Annotated in this window: 15 protein-coding genes and 4 tRNA genes; all 19 read right to left on the bottom strand. The window is 53.7% G+C overall.

What is annotated here, in order from left to right; genetic code table 11:
- Window positions 1-104: 104 nt before the first annotated feature.
- The 19 genes from tuf to birA all read right to left on the bottom strand — a co-directional run bounded on the left by tuf (window position 105) and on the right by birA (window position 19,360).
- Entirely contained in the window at window positions 105-1,298 is a 1,194-nt protein-coding gene (tuf, locus tag RX972_RS09960) for an elongation factor Tu (protein ID WP_027898300.1), read from the bottom strand.
- A gap of 32 nt (window positions 1,299-1,330) precedes the next feature.
- Window positions 1,331-3,433, bottom strand: coding sequence for an elongation factor G (gene fusA / locus RX972_RS09955; protein WP_027898299.1), 2,103 nt, complete (start codon window positions 3,431-3,433; stop codon window positions 1,331-1,333).
- Between the two features lie 30 nt (window positions 3,434-3,463).
- Entirely contained in the window at window positions 3,464-3,934 is a 471-nt protein-coding gene (gene rpsG, locus RX972_RS09950; RefSeq protein WP_002555493.1) for a 30S ribosomal protein S7, read from the bottom strand.
- A 122-nt stretch (window positions 3,935-4,056) separates the two neighbouring features.
- On the bottom strand, window positions 4,057-4,428 hold the full coding sequence (gene rpsL, locus RX972_RS09945; RefSeq protein ID WP_316874680.1) for a 30S ribosomal protein S12: 372 nt from the start codon (window positions 4,426-4,428) through the stop codon (window positions 4,057-4,059).
- Between the two features lie 204 nt (window positions 4,429-4,632).
- Window positions 4,633-8,832, bottom strand: coding sequence for a DNA-directed RNA polymerase subunit beta' (rpoC, locus tag RX972_RS09940; protein WP_027898298.1), 4,200 nt, complete (start codon window positions 8,830-8,832; stop codon window positions 4,633-4,635).
- 63 nt (window positions 8,833-8,895) lie between these two features.
- Window positions 8,896-12,969, bottom strand: coding sequence for a DNA-directed RNA polymerase subunit beta (gene rpoB, locus RX972_RS09935; RefSeq protein WP_027898297.1), 4,074 nt, complete (start codon window positions 12,967-12,969; stop codon window positions 8,896-8,898).
- Between the two features lie 219 nt (window positions 12,970-13,188).
- The gene (gene rplL / locus RX972_RS09930) at window positions 13,189-13,554 is read right to left on the bottom strand and encodes a 50S ribosomal protein L7/L12 (RefSeq protein ID WP_027898296.1); all 366 of its coding nucleotides are present in this window, start codon (window positions 13,552-13,554) and stop codon (window positions 13,189-13,191) included.
- A 78-nt stretch (window positions 13,555-13,632) separates the two neighbouring features.
- Complete coding sequence (gene rplJ, locus RX972_RS09925; RefSeq protein ID WP_027898295.1) at window positions 13,633-14,133, bottom strand: 50S ribosomal protein L10; 501 nt, start codon at window positions 14,131-14,133, stop codon at window positions 13,633-13,635.
- 195 nt (window positions 14,134-14,328) lie between these two features.
- Window positions 14,329-15,024 (bottom strand): 50S ribosomal protein L1, encoded by a 696-nt coding sequence (gene rplA / locus RX972_RS09920; protein WP_032626524.1) that lies wholly within the window; start codon window positions 15,022-15,024, stop codon window positions 14,329-14,331.
- Window positions 15,024-15,455, bottom strand: a complete 432-nt coding sequence (gene rplK / locus RX972_RS09915) for a 50S ribosomal protein L11 (RefSeq protein WP_020290713.1) — start codon at window positions 15,453-15,455, stop codon at window positions 15,024-15,026. Before rplK ends, rplA begins: the two co-directional genes overlap by 1 nt.
- A gap of 118 nt (window positions 15,456-15,573) precedes the next feature.
- Entirely contained in the window at window positions 15,574-16,107 is a 534-nt protein-coding gene (nusG, locus tag RX972_RS09910) for a transcription termination/antitermination protein NusG (protein ID WP_020290714.1), read from the bottom strand.
- 9 nt (window positions 16,108-16,116) lie between these two features.
- Window positions 16,117-16,485, bottom strand: a complete 369-nt coding sequence (gene secE / locus RX972_RS09905) for a preprotein translocase subunit SecE (RefSeq protein WP_027898161.1) — start codon at window positions 16,483-16,485, stop codon at window positions 16,117-16,119.
- Window positions 16,486-16,531: 46 nt separating this feature from the next.
- Window positions 16,532-16,607, bottom strand: a tRNA-Trp gene (locus RX972_RS09900).
- Window positions 16,608-16,785: 178 nt separating this feature from the next.
- A tRNA-Thr gene (locus RX972_RS09895) sits at window positions 16,786-16,861 on the bottom strand.
- A gap of 25 nt (window positions 16,862-16,886) precedes the next feature.
- Window positions 16,887-16,960 (bottom strand) — tRNA-Gly (locus RX972_RS09890).
- Between the two features lie 25 nt (window positions 16,961-16,985).
- Window positions 16,986-17,070, bottom strand: a tRNA-Tyr gene (locus tag RX972_RS09885).
- Between the two features lie 143 nt (window positions 17,071-17,213).
- Complete coding sequence (locus RX972_RS09880; protein ID WP_099268176.1) at window positions 17,214-17,651, bottom strand: hypothetical protein; 438 nt, start codon at window positions 17,649-17,651, stop codon at window positions 17,214-17,216.
- A 7-nt stretch (window positions 17,652-17,658) separates the two neighbouring features.
- Window positions 17,659-18,408, bottom strand: a complete 750-nt coding sequence (locus RX972_RS09875) for a pantothenate kinase (protein WP_122706956.1) — start codon at window positions 18,406-18,408, stop codon at window positions 17,659-17,661.
- The gene (gene birA, locus RX972_RS09870) at window positions 18,398-19,360 is read right to left on the bottom strand and encodes a bifunctional biotin--[acetyl-CoA-carboxylase] ligase/biotin operon repressor BirA (protein WP_255880357.1); all 963 of its coding nucleotides are present in this window, start codon (window positions 19,358-19,360) and stop codon (window positions 18,398-18,400) included. Before birA ends, RX972_RS09875 begins: the two co-directional genes overlap by 11 nt.
- Window positions 19,361-19,779: the final 419 nt, after the last annotated feature.

The raw sequence follows: 19,779 nt of genomic DNA, 5'->3' as shown, positions 1-19,779 counted from the left end.
CAATACGCCCGTTAAAAGGAGGCGCAATTCTATAGACGAGGTAACGGGGTGTCAACCCAATAAAAAAAGCCCCCGCAAGCGGAGGCTTTTTTTCAAATCATTGCTTACGCGATGATTTTGGCTACGACGCCAGCGCCGACGGTACGACCGCCTTCACGAATTGCGAAACGCAGACCATCTTCCATTGCGATTGGCTTGATCAGGGTAACGCTAACTTTCACGTTATCACCTGGCATAACCATCTCAACGCCTTCCGGCAGTTCGCAGCTACCAGTTACGTCGGTAGTACGGAAGTAGAACTGTGGACGGTAGCCTTTGAAGAAAGGAGTGTGACGACCGCCTTCTTCTTTGCTCAGAACGTAGATTTCAGCTTCGAACTGAGTGTGCGGCTTAACAGTGCCTGGCTTAACCAGAACCTGACCACGCTCAACGTCGTCACGCTTGGTGCCACGCAGCAGAACGCCACAGTTCTCACCAGCACGACCTTCGTCCAGCAGCTTGCGGAACATCTCAACGCCAGTGCAAGTAGTTTTAGTGGTGTCACGCAGACCCACGATCTCTACTTCTTCCTGGATTTTGACGATACCACGCTCAACACGACCAGTAACAACAGTACCGCGACCCGAGATCGAGAATACGTCTTCGATTGGCATCAGGAACGGCTTGTCGATAGCACGAACTGGTTCTGGGATGTAGCTGTCCAGAGTCTCAACCAGTTTCTTGACGGCAGTGGTGCCCATCTCGTTGTCGTCTTGGCCGTTCAGAGCCATCAGAGCAGAACCGATGATGATCGGGGTGTCGTCGCCTGGGAAGTCGTAAGTGCTCAGCAGATCGCGCACTTCCATCTCAACCAGTTCCAGCAGCTCTGCGTCGTCAACCATGTCAGCCTTGTTCAGGAAGACAACGATGTACGGAACGCCAACCTGACGGGACAGCAGGATGTGCTCGCGAGTCTGAGGCATCGGGCCGTCAGCAGCCGAACAAACCAGGATAGCGCCGTCCATCTGAGCAGCACCAGTGATCATGTTTTTTACGTAGTCGGCGTGACCTGGGCAGTCAACGTGCGCGTAGTGGCGAACGGCCGAATCGTATTCAACGTGAGCGGTGTTGATGGTGATACCACGTGCTTTTTCTTCTGGCGCGCTGTCGATTTTATCGAAATCGACTTTAGCCGAACCGAAAACTTCGGAGCAAACGCGAGTCAGAGCAGCAGTCAGAGTGGTTTTACCGTGGTCAACGTGACCGATGGTGCCAACGTTGACGTGCGGTTTGTTACGTTCAAATTTTTCTTTAGCCACGACAGTGAACTCCTAGCCTAAAGGGGCTGAAATCAGCCTTGTTTTTTAACGATAGCTTCGACGACATTCGACGGAGCTTCGGAGTATTTGGAGAATTCCATGGAGTAGCTCGCGCGACCCTGAGACATGGAGCGAACGTCGGTCGCATAACCGAACATCTCACCCAACGGTACTTCGGCGCGAATCACTTTGCCAGAAACCGTATCTTCCATACCCTGGATCAGACCGCGACGACGGTTCAGGTCACCCATCACGTCGCCCATGTAGTCCTCAGGTGTAACAACTTCAACCTTCATGATCGGCTCAAGTACAACACCGCCACCTTTGGTAGCCAGTTGCTTGGTCGCCATGGAGGCTGCCACCTTAAACGCCATCTCGTTGGAGTCGACGTCGTGGTAAGAACCATCGAAAACGGTAGCCTTCAGGCCGATCAGCGGATAGCCGGCAACAACACCGTTCTTCATCTGCTCTTCGATACCCTTCTGGATAGCAGGGATGTATTCCTTAGGAACAACACCACCCACTACTTCGTTTACGAATTGCAGACCTTCCTGACCTTCGTCAGCAGGAGCAAAACGGATCCAGCAATGGCCGAACTGACCACGACCGCCGGACTGACGAACGAACTTGCCTTCGATCTCACAAGCCTTCGTGATTTTCTCACGATAGGAAACCTGTGGTTTACCGATGTTGGCTTCAACGTTGAACTCACGGCGCATCCGGTCAACCAGGATGTCCAAGTGCAACTCGCCCATGCCAGAGATGATCGTTTGACCAGTCTCTTCATCAGTTTTTACGCGGAAAGACGGGTCTTCCTGAGCAAGTTTGCCCAGAGCGATACCCATTTTTTCCTGGTCATCCTTGGTCTTAGGCTCAACGGCAACCGAAATAACCGGCTCCGGGAAGTCCATACGAACCAGAATGATTGGCTTGTCAGCCGAGCAGAGGGTATCACCAGTGGTGACGTCCTTCATGCCGATCAGAGCCGCGATGTCACCAGCGCGAACTTCTTTGATCTCTTCACGTGTGTTCGCGTGCATTTGCACCATACGACCAACACGCTCTTTCTTGCCTTTAACCGAGTTGATCACGCCGTCGCCGGAGCTCAACACGCCCGAATAAACACGAGCAAAGGTCAAAGTACCCACGAATGGGTCGGTAGCGATCTTGAACGCCAGAGCCGAGAACGGCTCGTTGTCGTCTGCGTGACGCTCCATTTCAACAGTCTCGTCATCCGGGTCGGAACCCTTGATGGCAGGAATGTCTACAGGCGCAGGCAGGTACTTGATCACTGCGTCGAGAACCAGGGGAACACCCTTGTTCTTGAAGGAAGAACCGCAAACTGCCAGAACGATTTCGCCAGCGATAGTACGCTGACGCAAAGCGCCTTCGATTTCCGCGATGGTGAGCTCTTCACCTTCGAGGTATTTGTTCATCAGCTCTTCGTTGGCTTCAGCGGCAGCCTCAACCATGTTGCTGCGCCACTCGTCAGCCAGCTCTTGCAGCTCAGCCGGGATAGCTTCGCGACGAGGGGCCATGCCCTTGTCAGCGTCATCCCAGTAAACAGCTTCCATGGTCATCAGATCGATCTGACCCTGGAAATTGTCTTCAGAGCCGATAGCCAACTGGATTGGCACCGGAGTGTGACCCAGACGCTGTTTGATCTGACCGATCACGCGCAGGAAGTTCGCACCAGCACGGTCCATCTTGTTCACATAAACAAGACGTGGAACGCCGTATTTGTTGGCTTGACGCCATACGGTTTCCGACTGAGGCTCAACACCCGAAGTACCGCAGAACACAACGACCGCGCCATCGAGTACGCGCAGAGAGCGCTCTACTTCAATAGTGAAGTCAACGTGACCCGGGGTATCGATGATGTTGAAGCGATGTTTTTCGAACTGCTTGACGGAGCCAGCCCAGAATGCCGTCGTAGCAGCGGAAGTAATGGTAATACCCCGCTCCTGCTCTTGCACCATCCAGTCCATGGTCGCGGCGCCATCATGCACCTCGCCCATTTTGTGGTTTACGCCAGTGTAAAAAAGGACGCGCTCGGTGGTGGTGGTTTTACCAGCATCCACGTGAGCAACGATACCGATGTTACGGTAGCGGTTAATCGGAGTAGTACGAGCCATAAAGCCCTCGCAAAATTAGTGACGCTGAAATTAGAAGCGGTAGTGCGAGAAAGCTTTGTTAGCTTCAGCCATACGGTGCACGTCTTCACGCTTCTTAACTGCAGCACCTTTACCTTCAGCGGCGTCCAGCAGTTCGCCAGCCAAACGCAGAGCCATAGACTTCTCACCGCGCTTGCGCGCGAAGTCTACCAGCCAGCGCATTGCCAATGCATTACGACGGGACGGACGAACTTCGACCGGAACCTGGTAAGTAGCGCCGCCTACACGGCGCGACTTCACTTCGACCAGCGGAGCGATGGCGTCGAGAGCTTTCTCGAAGATTTCCAGGGGATCGCTGTTCTTGCGTTCTTTAACCTTTTCCAGCGCGCCATAAACGATACGCTCGGCAACGGCTTTTTTGCCGCTTTCCATCACGTGGTTCATGAACTTGGCCAGAATTTGGCTTCCGTATTTTGGATCGTCAAGCACTTCGCGCTTGGCTGCTACGCGTCTTCTTGGCATGGATAAGCCCTCAAACGGTCTTCAGGTAGCTCGGGACCACCACTCACTCTGGAGTGCGCCCGACCTTACTCTTATCGACTCAGAAAAATAGAAATCTGCAATTTGTCACAGGAAGCCAAATACTACTTAGGCTTCTTGGTACCGTACTTCGAACGACCCTGGTTACGACCTTTAACGCCGGAAGTATCCAAAGAACCGCGAACGGTGTGATAACGAACACCTGGCAAGTCTTTTACACGACCGCCACGAATCAGTACCACGCTGTGCTCTTGCAGGTTGTGACCTTCACGAGGGATGTTCGAGGAAACCTCGAAACCGTTGGTCTGGGGCACGCGGCATACTTTACGCAGTGCCGAGTTAGGTTTTTTCGGCGTGGTGGTATACACACGAGTGCATACGCCACGACGTTGCGGGCAGTTCTGCAGCGCAGGTACGTCGGATTTCTCGACGATACGCTTACGCGGCTGACGTACCAGCTGGTTGATAGTTGCCATCTACTAGCTCCACTGTTGTCTTGCGACGCTATTGTCTTGCAAGAAAAGCAAAATGGCAGGACGCGAGTCCCGCCAAATTTAGGGGTACAAGAGTCTAAAGAGGATCCTGTCCCCAGTCAAGACAAAGCCCCGACGTCCTTTCTCGTCAAGCGACAGAATTTACCTGCCACTTGATGAGACTGGAGGCCGAGGCCTTACTCTTTTTTAGTTACCGCTTGAGTTCAACGCTTCAGTCAATGCTGCTTCGACTTCGCTAGCGCTCACACGCAACGGTTTGTCGACTTCACGGCGACGCTTGCGCTCGCTGTGATAAGCCAGACCTGTACCAGCCGGGATCAAACGACCCACAACCACGTTTTCCTTCAGACCGCGCAGATAATCGCGCTTGCCTGTTACTGCTGCTTCGGTCAGTACACGTGTTGTCTCTTGGAAAGACGCCGCGGAGATGAACGACTCAGTGGACAACGAAGCCTTGGTGATACCAAGCAGTACACGGGTGAACTTGGAAACGAATTTCTCTTCCGCGTTCAGACGTTCGTTCTCGACCAGTACGTGAGTCAGCTCCATCTGATCACCTTTGATAAAGGTGGAATCGCCAGACTCGGAGATTTCAACTTTACGCAACATCTGACGCAGAATGGTCTCGATGTGCTTATCGTTGATCTTCACGCCCTGCAGACGGTAAACGTCCTGGATCTCGTTAACGATGTACTTGGCCAGCGCACTCACACCCAGCAGACGCAGGATGTCGTGTGGATCGCTAGGACCGTCGGAGATAACTTCGCCGCGGTTAACCTGTTCGCCTTCGAAGACGTTCAGGTGGCGCCACTTCGGAATCAGCTCTTCGTACGGATCGCTACCATCGTTCGGGGTAATAACCAGACGACGCTTGCCTTTGGTTTCCTTACCGAACGCAATGGTACCGCTGACTTCTGCAAGGATCGACGCCTCTTTCGGACGACGAGCTTCGAACAAGTCGGCAACACGCGGCAGACCACCGGTGATGTCTCGAGTTTTCGAAGTTTCCTGCGGGATACGAGCGATAACATCACCGATCGCAACCTGCACACCATCCGCCACACCAACGAGTGCGTTAGCTGGCAGGAAGTACTGAGCAGGAACGTCAGTACCTGGCAGCAACAGATCCTTGCCATCAACACCAACCATTTTCACAGCCGGGCGAATATCTTTGCCGGCTGCCGGACGGTCTTTGGCATCCAGAACTTCAATGTTGGTCATACCGGTCAATTCGTCTGTCTGACGCTTGATCGTGATGCCCTCTTCCATGCCCACGTAGGTCACGGTACCTTTCATTTCGGTGACAATTGGGTGAGTGTGCGGATCCCACTTGGCCACGATCGAACCTGCGTCGACCTTATCGCCTTCCTTCACAGAAATCACTGCACCGTAAGGCAGTTTGTAACGCTCACGCTCACGACCGTAGTCATCAGCGATCGCCAGCTCGCCCGAACGGGACACAGCTACCAGGTGGCCGTCTACTCGCTCAACGTGCTTCAGGTTGTGCAGACGGACAGTACCGCCATTTTTCACCTGAACGCTGTCAGCAGCAGAAGTCCGGCTTGCCGCACCACCGATGTGGAACGTACGCATGGTCAGCTGGGTACCCGGCTCACCGATGGACTGGGCAGCAATAACGCCGACCGCTTCACCGATGTTTACCTGGTGACCACGAGCCAGATCACGGCCGTAGCACTTGGCGCAGATGCCGTAACGGGTTTCACAGCTGATCGGCGAACGAACGATTACTTCGTCAATGCTGTTCAGCTCGATGAACTCAACCCACTTCTCGTCTACCAGCGTACCGGCAGGCACGATGACTTCGTCGGTGCCAGGCTTGAATACGTCACGGGCGATTACTCGACCCAGTACGCGCTCACCCAATGGCTCAACAACGTCGCCGCCTTCAATGTGTGGAGTCATCAGCAGACCGTGTTCGGTACCGCAGTCGACTTCGGTAACAACCAGATCCTGAGCAACGTCAACCAGACGACGAGTCAGGTAACCGGAGTTAGCTGTCTTCAAGGCGGTATCCGCAAGACCCTTACGAGCACCGTGAGTCGAGATGAAGTACTGAAGTACGCTCAAACCTTCACGGAAGTTCGCGGTGATCGGCGTCTCGATGATCGAGCCGTCCGGCTTGGCCATCAGACCACGCATACCCGCCAACTGACGAATCTGTGCAGCCGAACCCCGTGCACCGGAGTCAGCCATCATGTACATCGAGTTGAAGGATTCCTGATCAACTTCGACGCCGTGACGGTCAATAACGCGCTCTTTGGACAGGTTCGACATCATCGCTTTCGAGACTTCGTCGTTCGCCTTGGACCAAAGGTCGATTACCTTGTTGTACTTCTCGCCCTGAGTTACCAGGCCCGAGGCGTACTGACTTTCGATCTCTTTAACTTCTTCGGTAGCTGCGTCGATGATGCGAGCTTTCTCATCAGGGATAACGAAGTCGTTAACACCAATGGAAACACCCGAAATAGTCGAGTAGGCAAAACCGGTGTACATCAACTGGTCAGCGAAGATAACGGTCTCTTTCAGACCAACCACGCGGTAGCACTGGTTGATCAGCTTGGAGATCGCCTTTTTCTTCATTGGCTGGTTGACCACGTCATACGACAGGCCGGCCGGAACCACCTGGAACAGCAGCGCACGGCCGACAGTGGTGTCGACAATACGGGTGTTCTTGACGCTGCCACCATCACGATCATTGATCGTTTCGTGGATCCGGACTTTAACCTTGGCATGCAGCGCGGCTTCGCCGGCACGGAATACGCGGTCAACTTCCTGCAGATCCGCGAACACACGACCTTCGCCTTTGGCGTTGATCGCTTCACGAGTCATGTAGTACAGACCCAATACAACGTCCTGCGAAGGAACGATGATTGGCTCACCGTTAGCTGGCGACAGAATGTTGTTGGTCGACATCATCAACGCACGCGCTTCAAGCTGGGCTTCCAGCGTCAGCGGTACGTGTACGGCCATCTGGTCGCCGTCGAAGTCGGCGTTGTACGCAGCACAGACCAGAGGGTGCAGCTGAATAGCCTTACCTTCGATCAGTACCGGTTCAAAAGCCTGGATGCCCAGACGGTGAAGCGTTGGCGCACGGTTCAGAAGCACCGGGTGTTCGCGGATAACTTCTGCGAGAACGTCCCAGACTTCCGGCAGCTCGCGCTCAACCATCTTCTTGGCAGCTTTGATAGTCGTGGCGAGGCCACGCATTTCCAGCTTGCCGAAAATGAAAGGCTTGAACAGCTCGAGAGCCATTTTCTTCGGCAGACCGCACTGGTGCAGACGCAGGGTCGGACCAACGGTAATTACCGAACGACCCGAGTAGTCAACACGCTTACCGAGCAAGTTCTGACGGAAACGACCCTGCTTACCCTTGATCATGTCAGCCAGGGACTTCAGCGGACGCTTGTTCGAGCCAGTAATGGCGCGACCGCGACGGCCGTTGTCGAGCAGAGCATCGACAGCTTCCTGCAACATACGCTTTTCGTTGCGCACGATGATGTCCGGAGCAGACAGATCAAGCAGGCGCTTCAAACGGTTGTTACGGTTGATCACTCGACGATACAGATCGTTGAGGTCAGAAGTCGCAAAGCGACCGCCGTCCAGCGGAACCAATGGACGCAGATCTGGCGGCAGAACCGGTAGAACGGTCAAAACCATCCACTCAGGCAGGTTGCCCGAACCCTGGAAGGCTTCCATCAGCTTCAAACGCTTGGACAGCTTCTTGATCTTGGTTTCGGAGTTGGTTTGCGGAATTTCTTCGCGCAGACGACCAATCTCGTGTTCAAGATCGATAGCGTGCAGGAGCTCGCGAACAGCTTCAGCACCCATGCGGGCGTCGAAGTCATCACCGAACTCTTCCAGAGCTTCGAAGTACTGCTCATCATTCAGCAGCTGACCTTTTTCAAGGGTGGTCATGCCTGGATCGATTACGACATAACTCTCGAAATAGAGAACACGTTCGATATCACGCAGGGTCATGTCCATCAGCAAGCCGATACGGGAAGGCAGCGACTTCAGGAACCAGATGTGGGCAACAGGCGATGCCAGCTCGATGTGAGCCATACGCTCACGACGGACTTTGGCCAGTGCAACTTCAACGCCGCACTTCTCGCAGATCACACCACGGTGTTTCAGGCGCTTGTACTTACCGCACAGGCACTCGTAATCCTTGACCGGACCAAAGATCTTGGCGCAGAACAAGCCGTCGCGCTCAGGTTTGAACGTACGGTAGTTGATGGTTTCCGGCTTTTTAACTTCACCGAACGACCACGAACGGATCATCTCAGGCGATGCCAATCCAATACGGATTGCATCGAACTCTTCGACTTGACCCTGGTTTTTCAGCAAATTCAGTAGGTCTTTCAAGGCCTTTCCTCCTGGCGGAGCAGAGGGCAGTCATACCGACCCACCCTCGATTCGCGTCACGTGTTATTCGGTTTCCAGATCGATATCGATGCCGAGCGAACGGATTTCTTTGATCAACACGTTGAAAGACTCGGGCATGCCCGGCTCCATACGGTGATCGCCATCCACGATGTTTTTGTACATCTTGGTACGGCCGTTCACATCGTCCGACTTCACTGTGAGCATTTCCTGCAGAGTGTAGGCCGCGCCGTATGCTTCCAGCGCCCACACCTCCATCTCCCCGAAACGCTGACCACCGAACTGAGCCTTACCACCCAGCGGCTGCTGGGTAACGAGGCTGTAAGAACCAGTGGAACGCGCATGCATCTTGTCGTCCACCAAGTGGTTCAGCTTCAGCATGTACATGTAGCCAACGGTAACCGGACGCTCGAACTTGTTGCCGGTGCGACCATCGAACAGCTGCATCTGGCCGCTCTCTGGCATATCTGCCAGTTTGAGCATTGCCTTGATTTCAACTTCCTTGGCACCGTCGAACACAGGCGTAGCCATTGGCACACCATTACGCAGGTTCTTCGCCAGATCCAGGATTTCTTTATCGCTAAAGTCTTCCAGCTTCTCTTGACGGCCACCGATCTCGTTGTAGATCTCGGTCAGGAACTTACGCAGCTCAGCAACTTTACGCTGCTCTTCGAGCATGCGGTTGATCTTCTCGCCCAAGCCCTTGGCCGCCAAGCCCAGGTGAGTTTCGAGAATCTGACCAACGTTCATACGCGAAGGAACGCCCAACGGGTTGAGAACGATGTCGACCGGGGTGCCGTTGGCATCGTGCGGCATGTCTTCAACCGGCATGATCACAGAGACCACGCCTTTGTTACCGTGACGACCGGCCATCTTGTCGCCCGGCTGGATGCGACGACGGATTGCCAGGTAAACCTTGACGATTTTCAGAACGCCTGGAGCCAGGTCATCGCCCTGCTGCAGTTTGCGTTTCTTGTCTTCGAACTTGTCATCCAGAAGACGGCGACGATCAACGATGTAAGCCTGAGCCTTCTCGAGCTGCTCGTTCAGAGCATCTTCAGCCATGCGCAGCTTGAACCACTGGCCGTGCTCAAGACCGTCGAGAACTTCGTCGGTGATGTCCTGACCTTTCTTCAAGCCAGCGCCGCCTTCGACCTTACGGCCAACCAGAGCGGAACGCAGACGTTCGAAAGTAGCGCCTTCAACGATACGGAACTCTTCGTTCAAGTCCTTGCGGATCTCGTCCAGCTGAGTTTTCTCGATAGAGAGTGCGCGAGCGTCACGCTCAACACCATCACGGGTGAAGACCTGAACGTCAATGACAGTACCCTTGGTACCGGTAGGTACACGCAGAGAGGTGTCTTTAACGTCGCTTGCCTTCTCACCGAAGATAGCGCGCAGCAGTTTTTCTTCTGGAGTGAGCTGGGTCTCGCCTTTAGGCGTGACCTTACCTACCAGAATGTCGCCAGCACCAACCTCAGCACCTACGTAAACGATACCGGCTTCGTCCAGTTTGTTCAGTGCAGCTTCACCCACGTTCGGGATGTCTGCAGTGATTTCTTCAGGGCCAAGCTTGGTGTCACGCGCCACACAGGTCAGTTCCTGAATGTGGATCGTGGTGAAACGATCTTCCTGAACAACACGCTCGGACAGGCAGATGGAGTCTTCGAAGTTGAAGCCGTTCCATGCCATGAACGCGATGCGCATGTTCTGACCCAGAGCCAGCTCACCCATATCGGTGGACGGACCATCAGCCATGATGTCGCTACGCTCAACACGATCACCCTTGCTCACCAGCGGACGCTGGTTGATGCAGGTGTTCTGGTTGGAGCGGGTGTACTTGGTCAGGTTGTAGATGTCGACACCAGCTTCACCGGTTTCAACTTCATCATCAGCAACACGAACCACGATACGGCTTGCATCAACAGAGTCGATCACGCCGCCACGACGAGCCACGACGCAAACGCCGGAGTCGCGAGCCACGTTGCGCTCCATGCCAGTACCTACCAGCGGCTTGTCAGCACGCAGAGTAGGAACAGCCTGACGCTGCATGTTGGAACCCATCAACGCACGGTTGGCGTCGTCGTGCTCGAGGAACGGGATCAGCGAGGCCGCAACCGAAACTACCTGCTTCGGCGATACGTCCATCAATGTCACGTCTTCTGGAGCCTTGACGGTGAACTCGTTCAAGTGACGTACGGCAACCAGCTCGTCGATCAGGACCTTCTTGTCGTTCATTGCCGCAGAAGCCTGAGCAATGACGTGATCGGCTTCTTCAATAGCTGAGAGGAAAACGATTTCGTCAGTTACCAGAGCGTCTTTAACAACACGGTACGGACTTTCAAGGAAGCCGTACTGGTTGGTGCGCGCATAAGCAGCCAAGGAGTTGATCAGACCGATGTTCGGACCTTCCGGCGTTTCAATCGGGCATACACGACCGTAGTGAGTCGGGTGTACGTCACGAACTTCAAAGCCAGCACGCTCACGAGTCAAACCACCAGGGCCGAGTGCAGAGACACGACGCTTGTGAGTGATCTCGGAGAGCGGGTTGTTCTGGTCCATGAACTGCGAAAGCTGGCTGGAACCGAAGAACTCTTTAACAGCAGCGGCAACTGGCTTGGCGTTGATCAGGTCCTGAGGCATCAGGCCTTCGCTTTCTGCCATAGACAGACGCTCTTTGACTGCACGCTCAACACGCACCAGGCCAACGCGGAACTGGTTTTCAGCCATCTCGCCAACACAACGAACACGACGGTTACCCAAGTGGTCGATGTCGTCGACGATGCCTTTGCCGTTACGGATATCAACCAGCGTCTTGAGAACGGCGACGATATCTTCTTTGCACAGAACACCCGAACCTTCGATCTCGGTACGACCGATACGACGGTTGAACTTCATCCGGCCAACAGCAGAGAGGTCATAGCGCTCTGGACTGAAGAACAGGTTGTTGAACAGAGTCTCTGCTGCATCCTTGGTAGGCGGCTCGCCTGGACGCATCATGCGGTAGATCTCAACCAGCGCTTCGAGTTGATTGCTGGTGGAATCGATCTTCAGCGTGTCGGATACAAACGGACCACAGTCGATATCGTTGGTGTACAACGTTTCGATGCGAACAACCTGAGCCTTGGCGATTTTTGCCAGGATCTCAGTGTTCAGCTCGGTGTTGCACTCAGCAATGATTTCGCCAGTAGCCGGATGCACGATGACTTTGGCAGTGGTGCGACCCAGGACGTAGTCCAGAGGCACTTCCAGTTGCTTGATACCGGCTTTTTCCAGCTGGTTGATATGACGAGCCGTGATACGGCGACCTTGCTCGACAATAACCTTGCCTTTGTCATCCAGGATATCCAGGACAGCAATTTCACCGCGCAGGCGCTGAGGAACCAGTTCCAGACTAAGGTTCTCACCATGAACGTGGAATACGTTGGTGGTGTAGAACGCGTCAAGAACCTGTTCTGTCGTGTAGCCAAGCGCGCGAAGCAATACCGACGCAGGCAGCTTGCGACGACGGTCGATACGGACGAATACACAGTCCTTTGGATCGAACTCGAAGTCCAGCCACGAACCGCGGTAAGGAATGATGCGAGCGGAATAAAGCAGCTTGCCGGAGCTGTGCGTCTTGCCGCGGTCGTGGTCGAAGAACACGCCCGGGGAACGGTGCAGCTGGGAAACGATAACGCGCTCGGTACCATTGATAACAAAGGTACCGTTCTCAGTCATCAGGGGGATTTCACCCATGTAGACTTCTTGCTCTTTGATGTCCTTGATCGCTTTGTTCGACGATTCTTTGTCGAAAATGATCAAACGGACTTTTACTCGCAGAGGTACAGCGTAAGTCACACCGCGCAGCACGCACTCTTTGACATCAAATGCCGGTTCGCCCAAGCGATAACCTACATACTCCAGCGCAGCATTGCCGGAGTAGCTGATGATCGGGAAAACGGATTTGAAGGCTGCATGCAGACCGACGTCGCGGAACTGATCTTTGGTAGCTCCCGCTTGCAGGAATTCGCGATACGAATCCAGCTGGATGGCCAGGAGATACGGCACATCCATTACGTCCGGCAACTTGCTAAAGTCCTTGCGGATACGTTTTTTCTCAGTATATGAGTAAGCCATCAGCGTTCCCCAGCTTGGTCACCTGCTTGTTTGGCTCCTCCCGACGGGAGCAGCCAGAAAATCGTGCAAACCCCTTGGTTTGCGCCACCATTACCGGTGGTTTTACACGCTATGAATGCCGGCCGAGCCAGTCATCTATAACGGAAAAAGGCCGGTGGCAAGAGCCACCAGCCATCAGCCTTTCGCTTAACGCTTGGGCTGGACACTCAAAGTCGATACTTACTTCAGCTCGACTTTAGCGCCTGCTTCTTCCAGCGTAGCTTTGGCTTTGTCAGCAGCGTCTTTCGCAACTGCTTCCAGAACCAGAGCTGGTGCGCCGTCAACTACAGCCTTGGCTTCTTTCAAGCCCAGACCGGTCAGCTCACGTACAGCCTTGATGACGTTAACTTTCTTCTCGCCAGCTTCCAGCAGCATGACGTTGAATTCAGTTTGCTCTTCAACAACAGCGGCAGCAGCAGCTGGACCAGCAGAAGCAGCAGCGGCAGTAACACCGAACTTTTCTTCGAATGCTTTGATCAGCTCAACAACCTGCAGAACGGACATTTCGCCAACTGCGTTGAGGATATCGTCTTGAGAGATAGACATGAATCTAATTCCTGAATTGGGGGACGGCCTACGCGACCATCGAAATAAACAAAAATACGCGAAAGGAGGTACGGAGCCTTAGGCTGCGGTAGCTTCTTTTTGGTCGCGAATAGCCGCCAGAGTACGAGCCAACTTGCTGGTAGCGCCTTGAATCACGCTCATCAGCTGGGAGATTGCTTCGTCACGGGTCGGCAAGGTTGCCAGTACGTCGATCTGATTAGCTGCGAGGAACTTGCCCTCGAACGCAGCTGCCTTGATCTCGAACTTATCCTGACCCTTGGCGAACTCTTTGAACAAACGGGCAGCAGCGCCAGGATGTTCGTTGGAGAACGCAATCAGGGTCGGGCCGGTGAACGCATCGTTGAGGACACTGAAATCAGTACCTTCAACAGCGCGCTTGAGCAGGGTGTTACGTACAACACGTACGTAAACGCCAGCTTCACGAGCCTCTTTACGGAGTCCGGTCATTGCGCCTACTGTCACGCCACGGGCATCAGCCACGACAGCAGACAGAGCGACTTTGGCAGCCTCGTTGACTTCAGCGACGATGGCCTTCTTGTCTTCGAGTTTAATTGCCACGGGTTTAACTCCTGCTTGTTACCGTTTCATCTGACCTGAGCCAAATGTCGTTTTGGTGTCTGATTCGGTAAGGAACCGGGAGCACCATCTGCGTAGGCTTGTATTTTAAGACTTGCGCCGCCTACGGTCTTGGATAGCCCCCGCCAGGCAGGGACCCCAATTTTTTCATTGGTGCGGCGAGCGCACCAATTTGTCTTACGCGTCCAGGGAACCCTGGTCGATCACCAGGCCTGGGCCCATAGTGGTGCTCAAGGTTACGCGCTTAACGTAGATGCCTTTCGAAGAAGCTGGTTTGATACGCTTAAGATCAGCGATCAGAGCTTCAACGTTTTCTTTCAGTTTGACTGCGTCGAAACCGACCTTGCCAACTGAAGTGTGGATGATGCCGTTTTTGTCGGTGCGATAACGAACCTGACCAGCCTTGGCATTCTTGACGGCGTTAGCAACGTCAGGAGTAACAGTGCCGACTTTAGGGTTAGGCATCAGGCCGCGAGGACCGAGGATCTGACCCAACTGACCAACAACACGCATCGCGTCCGGGGAAGCGATAACGACGTCATAGTTCAGGTCGCCGCCTTTCATTTCGGCAGCCAGATCGTCCATACCAACGCGATCAGCGCCAGCAGCCAGAGCGGCTTCTGCAGCAGGACCCTGGGTGAACACAGCAACGCGAACAGTCTTGCCAGTGCCGTGCGGCAGCACAGTAGCGCTACGAACAACCTGGTCAGATTTACGCGGGTCTACGCCGAGGTTTACAGCAACGTCAACGGACTCGCTGAACTTGACGGTCGACAGCTCGGCCAGCAGGGTAGCTGCGTCGGTGAAGCTGTAAGATTTGCCCGGCTCGATTTTAGCCGCGATAGCTTTTTGGCGCTTAGTCAGCTTAGCCATTACACACCCTCCACGTTAAGGCCCATGCTACGAGCGGAACCGGCGATGGTACGCACGGCCGCTTCCATGTCAGCAGCAGTCAGATCCGCATTTTTTGCTTTAGCGATATCTTCCAGCTGTGCACGAGTCACGGTGCCAACTTTAACGGTGTTCGGACGTGCCGAACCGCTAGTCAGACCAGCAGCTTTCTTCAGCAGAACCGAAGCAGGGGTGCTCTTTGTTTCGAAAGTGAAGCTACGGTCGCTATAGACAGTGATGATCACTGGAGTCGGCAGACCTGGCTCAAGACCCTGAGTACGGGCGTTGAAGGCCTTGCAGAATTCCATGATGTTCACGCCGTGCTGACCCAGGGCCGGACCAACTGGCGGGCTTGGGTTAGCTTGAGCAGCTTTCACTTGCAGCTTGATGTAAGCGGTAATTTTCTTGGCCATGAGGCACTCCAATTACGGGTTCAAACGCCAATAAAGGCTCCCCGGTTACTTGCACGTTTATCCCAGTGACGAAAAAACCCCACAGCCTACGGCTACGGGGTATGGGATTCTCGCTCAGCTAGACCTTTTCGACCTGACTGAACTCCAGCTCCACCGGAGTAGAGCGACCGAAAATGAGCACTGCAACTTGAATGCGGCTCTTCTCGTAATTAACTTCTTCGACAGTGCCATTAAAATCTGCGAACGGACCGTCTGTGACGCGAACGACTTCACCCGGCTCAAACAGAGTCTTGGGTTTAGGCTTGTCACTACCATCAGCCACGCGACGAAGAATCGCGTCAGCTTCTTTATCTGTGATTGGAGCAGGCTTGTCAGCCGTACCGCCAATGAAGCCCATGACACGAGGGGTATCCTTGACCAAGTGCCAAGTACCTTCATTCATGTCCATTTGGACCAGCACATAACCTGGGAAGAATTTACGCTCGCTTTTGCGCTTCTGGCCGTTACGCATCTCCACCACTTCTTCAGTGGGAACCAGAATTTCGCCGAAGCCATCTTCCATGCCAGCCAGCTTCACACGCTCGATCAACGAGCGCATTACATGCTTTTCGTAACCCGAATAAGCATGCACTACGTACCAACGCTTAGCCACGGGACACCCTTAGCCAACAATCAAGGAAACAAGCCAACCGAGCAGGGAATCAAGCCCCCACAACAGCAACGCCATAACCAGAACAACAGCCACAACAATCAACGTGGTCTGAGTGGTTTCTTGGCGAGTCGGCCAAACGACTTTGCGAATTTCAGCACGAGCCTCCTTTGCCAAAACAAAGAAAGCCTTGCCTCTAGCAGTCTGCAAACCAACAAATGCAGCAACCCCAGCCAGCACAAGCAGGACCAGGACGCGATACAAAATAGGTTGAGCTGAGTAGTATTGATTACCGACAACTCCAACCACTATCAGAGCGACCACAACCAGCCACTTGAGCAGATCGAAGCGAGATTCTTGGGCTTCAGCCTTGAGAGTCATCTACGGTAATCCTGTGAAAAGAAAGCCAGATACAATCTAGTGAATCTGGCAGGTCAGGAGGGAATCGAACCCCCAACCTACGGTTTTGGAGACCGTCGCTCTGCCAATTGAGCTACTGACCTAAAAGCAAAATCAGGCCGACCAATATGCCAGCCCAACAAGAATTTTTCAACAGCCTTTTGGCTTTGCCTTCACACCCAACAGGGATAAGCAGTGAACACCAAACCAACTGATCGCCTTGAAATGACAGCAAACCGATCAGTAAAACAAAGGCAGATATTTGCATATCTGCCTTTATAATGGAGCTCTTGAGCGGATTTGAACCGCTGACCTCACCCTTACCAAGGGTGTGCTCTACCAACTGAGCTACAAGAGCAAACTCTTTGGACATACAACAAATCTGGAGCGGGTAGCGGGAATCGAACCCGCATCATCAGCTTGGAAGGCTGAGGTTCTACCACTAAACTATACCCGCCTAACTTGCTGCACAGCCTGAAATATGGTGGAGGGAGAAGGATTCGAACCTTCGAAGTCGTAGACGTCAGATTTACAGTCTAATCCCTTTGGCCGCTCGGGAACCCCTCCTGAACGAGGCAGCATTCTCAACTCATGCCACCCTTCTGTCAACCTTTTTCTCAGTAAAAACCTGAGGTTACATGCGTTGACTAACCCTTTGCACTCCCTGACAAATTATCAAGCACTGCGAAGCGGGCGCCATTCTATGCAAACTACTCTCCGGTTGCAATGCCTTCGCACAACATAATTTTGCTTTTTAGCTCAGGGAAATCTTTTGACAGCGCCTCCAGGAGACTATCCCCCACAAGTCGGCGACTGGCAGGATCTATTTTGACCCAGTACGTATTAACACCTCCAAGGTGCTGTACGTGAGATTGCGTCTGAACATCCAGGCTTATTAGCCTCTGTTCAATCGTACGAGCCTCATCCTGTCGCAAGAAGCCACCAAGGTAGAGGCACTTGTCTTGCGCCTCTCGATCTGACACTTGATCACTCTCAACTCCGGACTCACTTAGCAGATGTATATTCTGCTGCTCAGCCCGATGCAGGGATAACGGCAAAATCTCTTTGGCCCTTAACGGAGCTTCCTGCTGATGCCACACGTAGTAAAAGCCATTCAACATCAGCAGCAAAAGAAATAACCACCGCATAGAAACCTCAGAGCAAAGGACAGGCTAATGCAAGCCCGACAAACACCAGGTCAGGCACAAGCCTCGCGCCGGGCGTAACCCCCGTGACCAACTCTGCATCTCCCCCGGTTACAAAGACAACAAAGTCATCCCCCCAGTATTGATGTGCAAGCTCCAGTTGAGACACAGCAAAGCCTCTCAACATAAGGGCGCAGCCTCGCTCTACCGCCTCTGCAGTCGAACGCCCGGGAGCAAAGCTCGAGTGCGCCTCTTCAGCCGCCGCATCGTCATATCGAATACGACGAGTATGAGTTCGCAACTGCCCGCGCATCAACGGCATGCCTGGGCAGATAAACCCCCCAAGGTGCTCACCCTGAGCATTAACGAAATCCGAGGTGACCGCGGTACCTAGATCAATGACAAGACAGGACGTACCTACAGTTGCATAAGCCCCAACCAGCGCCAACCACCTATCAAGGCCCAGGCGCTCATAGGCCTCATAACCATTCTTGACACCCGCTAGCACCTTGGCCGAGCTCGCGCACTGAGTTTGAAGGCCAAATGACTCCTCAATCCTGAGAGTCAGCTTCTGCGTCTCCTCCGCACTACGGACACTTACCATACGACTATGCTGAAGACTCAACCCGGAGGTAGAAGCGATAGCCTCAACGAGCCCATCATCAGAGTCCACAACACCACCAGCTAGCACGACGGGTAGATCCTGGCGAATAACACGCCATTTTATGAAGCTATTCCCACAATCCAGCTCAAGTATCATCACGCAACCTCAAGCTGAGCTCTCCACCACTGAACACTTTCTCGTCACTCCCAACCTTCAATCGCAAGGCACCCTGCGAATCGATGCCGAGGACGACGCCGTCGACTGCCTGGCTACCCGCAAGCAAACTCACAGCACAGCCTTGCCATAGATGATTTGCCTCCCACTCAGACCTGAATACCTCAAAGCCCGAGGCCTGATGCACCGACAGATACTCTTCGATATTGCAGGTTAATTTACCCGCGAGCTCATTACGGTTCGCCATGGACCCGACCTCCAACCTCAAAGAGGTCCACAACTGATCAACCTCTTCCGTGACACGCATATTCACGTTAATGCCAATGCCAATAATCACGTGACAGACATCTGCAGGATCCCCCACTAACTCCAGCAGTATTCCGGCAATCTTGCGACGCCCTACCAGGACATCGTTTGGCCATTTCAAACCAGCGCCCTGGACACCCATCTCGCGTAACGTTTTCAAAACCGCGAGACCAATCAACAAGCTCAATCCTTCTAACTGACGCATTCCACCATCAATGCGCAGCGCCAGGCTGTAGTAGATATTCTCACCAAAGGGGCTGACCCACTTGCGCCCTCGACGACCTCGGCCAGCAGTCTGGCGCTCTGCCAAAACCACAAAGGGCGGCGGGGAATTCTCGGCAATCAGCTTTACGGCCGCCGCATTGGTCGAGCCTATTGAGTCGTAGACGACAACAGGCCATGCACTCGCCCTGCCAGCGACAGCAGATATTTCGCCAGCATCCAGAAGGGATATAGGGCTTTCGAGCCTGTAGCCACGCCCCTTAACCTTGTGAACATCAATATCCAGCTCAGACTCCAACTGCTGGAGTTGCTTCCACACAGAAGTACGACTAACTCCGAGAGCCTCACCCAGAGCCTGCCCTGAATGAAATTTCCCATCCTTGAGGAGCTTTAACAACGTCAGCATTTAAAGGTCGCCATTCAATAAGGCTCGCATCATAGCCACGCAAACCGAAGATGCATAGAAACTGCTTGTGGTTAATTTTGGATCTGAACGTGCTGCGGGAGAATGCGCGAAACGGGAGACCGGATTATCCGGAAGGACAACATATCAGCCGATGGATATGCAGCGTCTGCGCATGTGTCTTCCCGAATGAATTCGGTCCTACCGATCGCGGTGAACCTGTAGGCGCTGCCGAAGGCTGCGAGGCGGTGTGCCAGATAGAGCGCGTGGTCGTCCGTCGCGGGCAAGCGCGCTCCTACAGCTAATCCTTTTTCTTCGCGCACAAACAAAACCCCTGAACGCGTAAGCGATCAGGGGTTCTGGAATTTAATCTTGACGATGACCTACTCTCACATGGGGAAACCCCCCACTACCATCGGCGA

Origin of the sequence: Pseudomonas syringae group sp. J309-1 (assembly GCF_032582135.1) — a bacterium.
In the GTDB taxonomy this organism is placed as follows: Bacteria; Pseudomonadota; Gammaproteobacteria; order Pseudomonadales; family Pseudomonadaceae; genus Aquipseudomonas; species Aquipseudomonas quasicaspiana.
The sequence above is the reverse complement of the archived record's forward strand: the minus strand, read 5'-3'. Positions and strand labels throughout refer to the sequence as shown.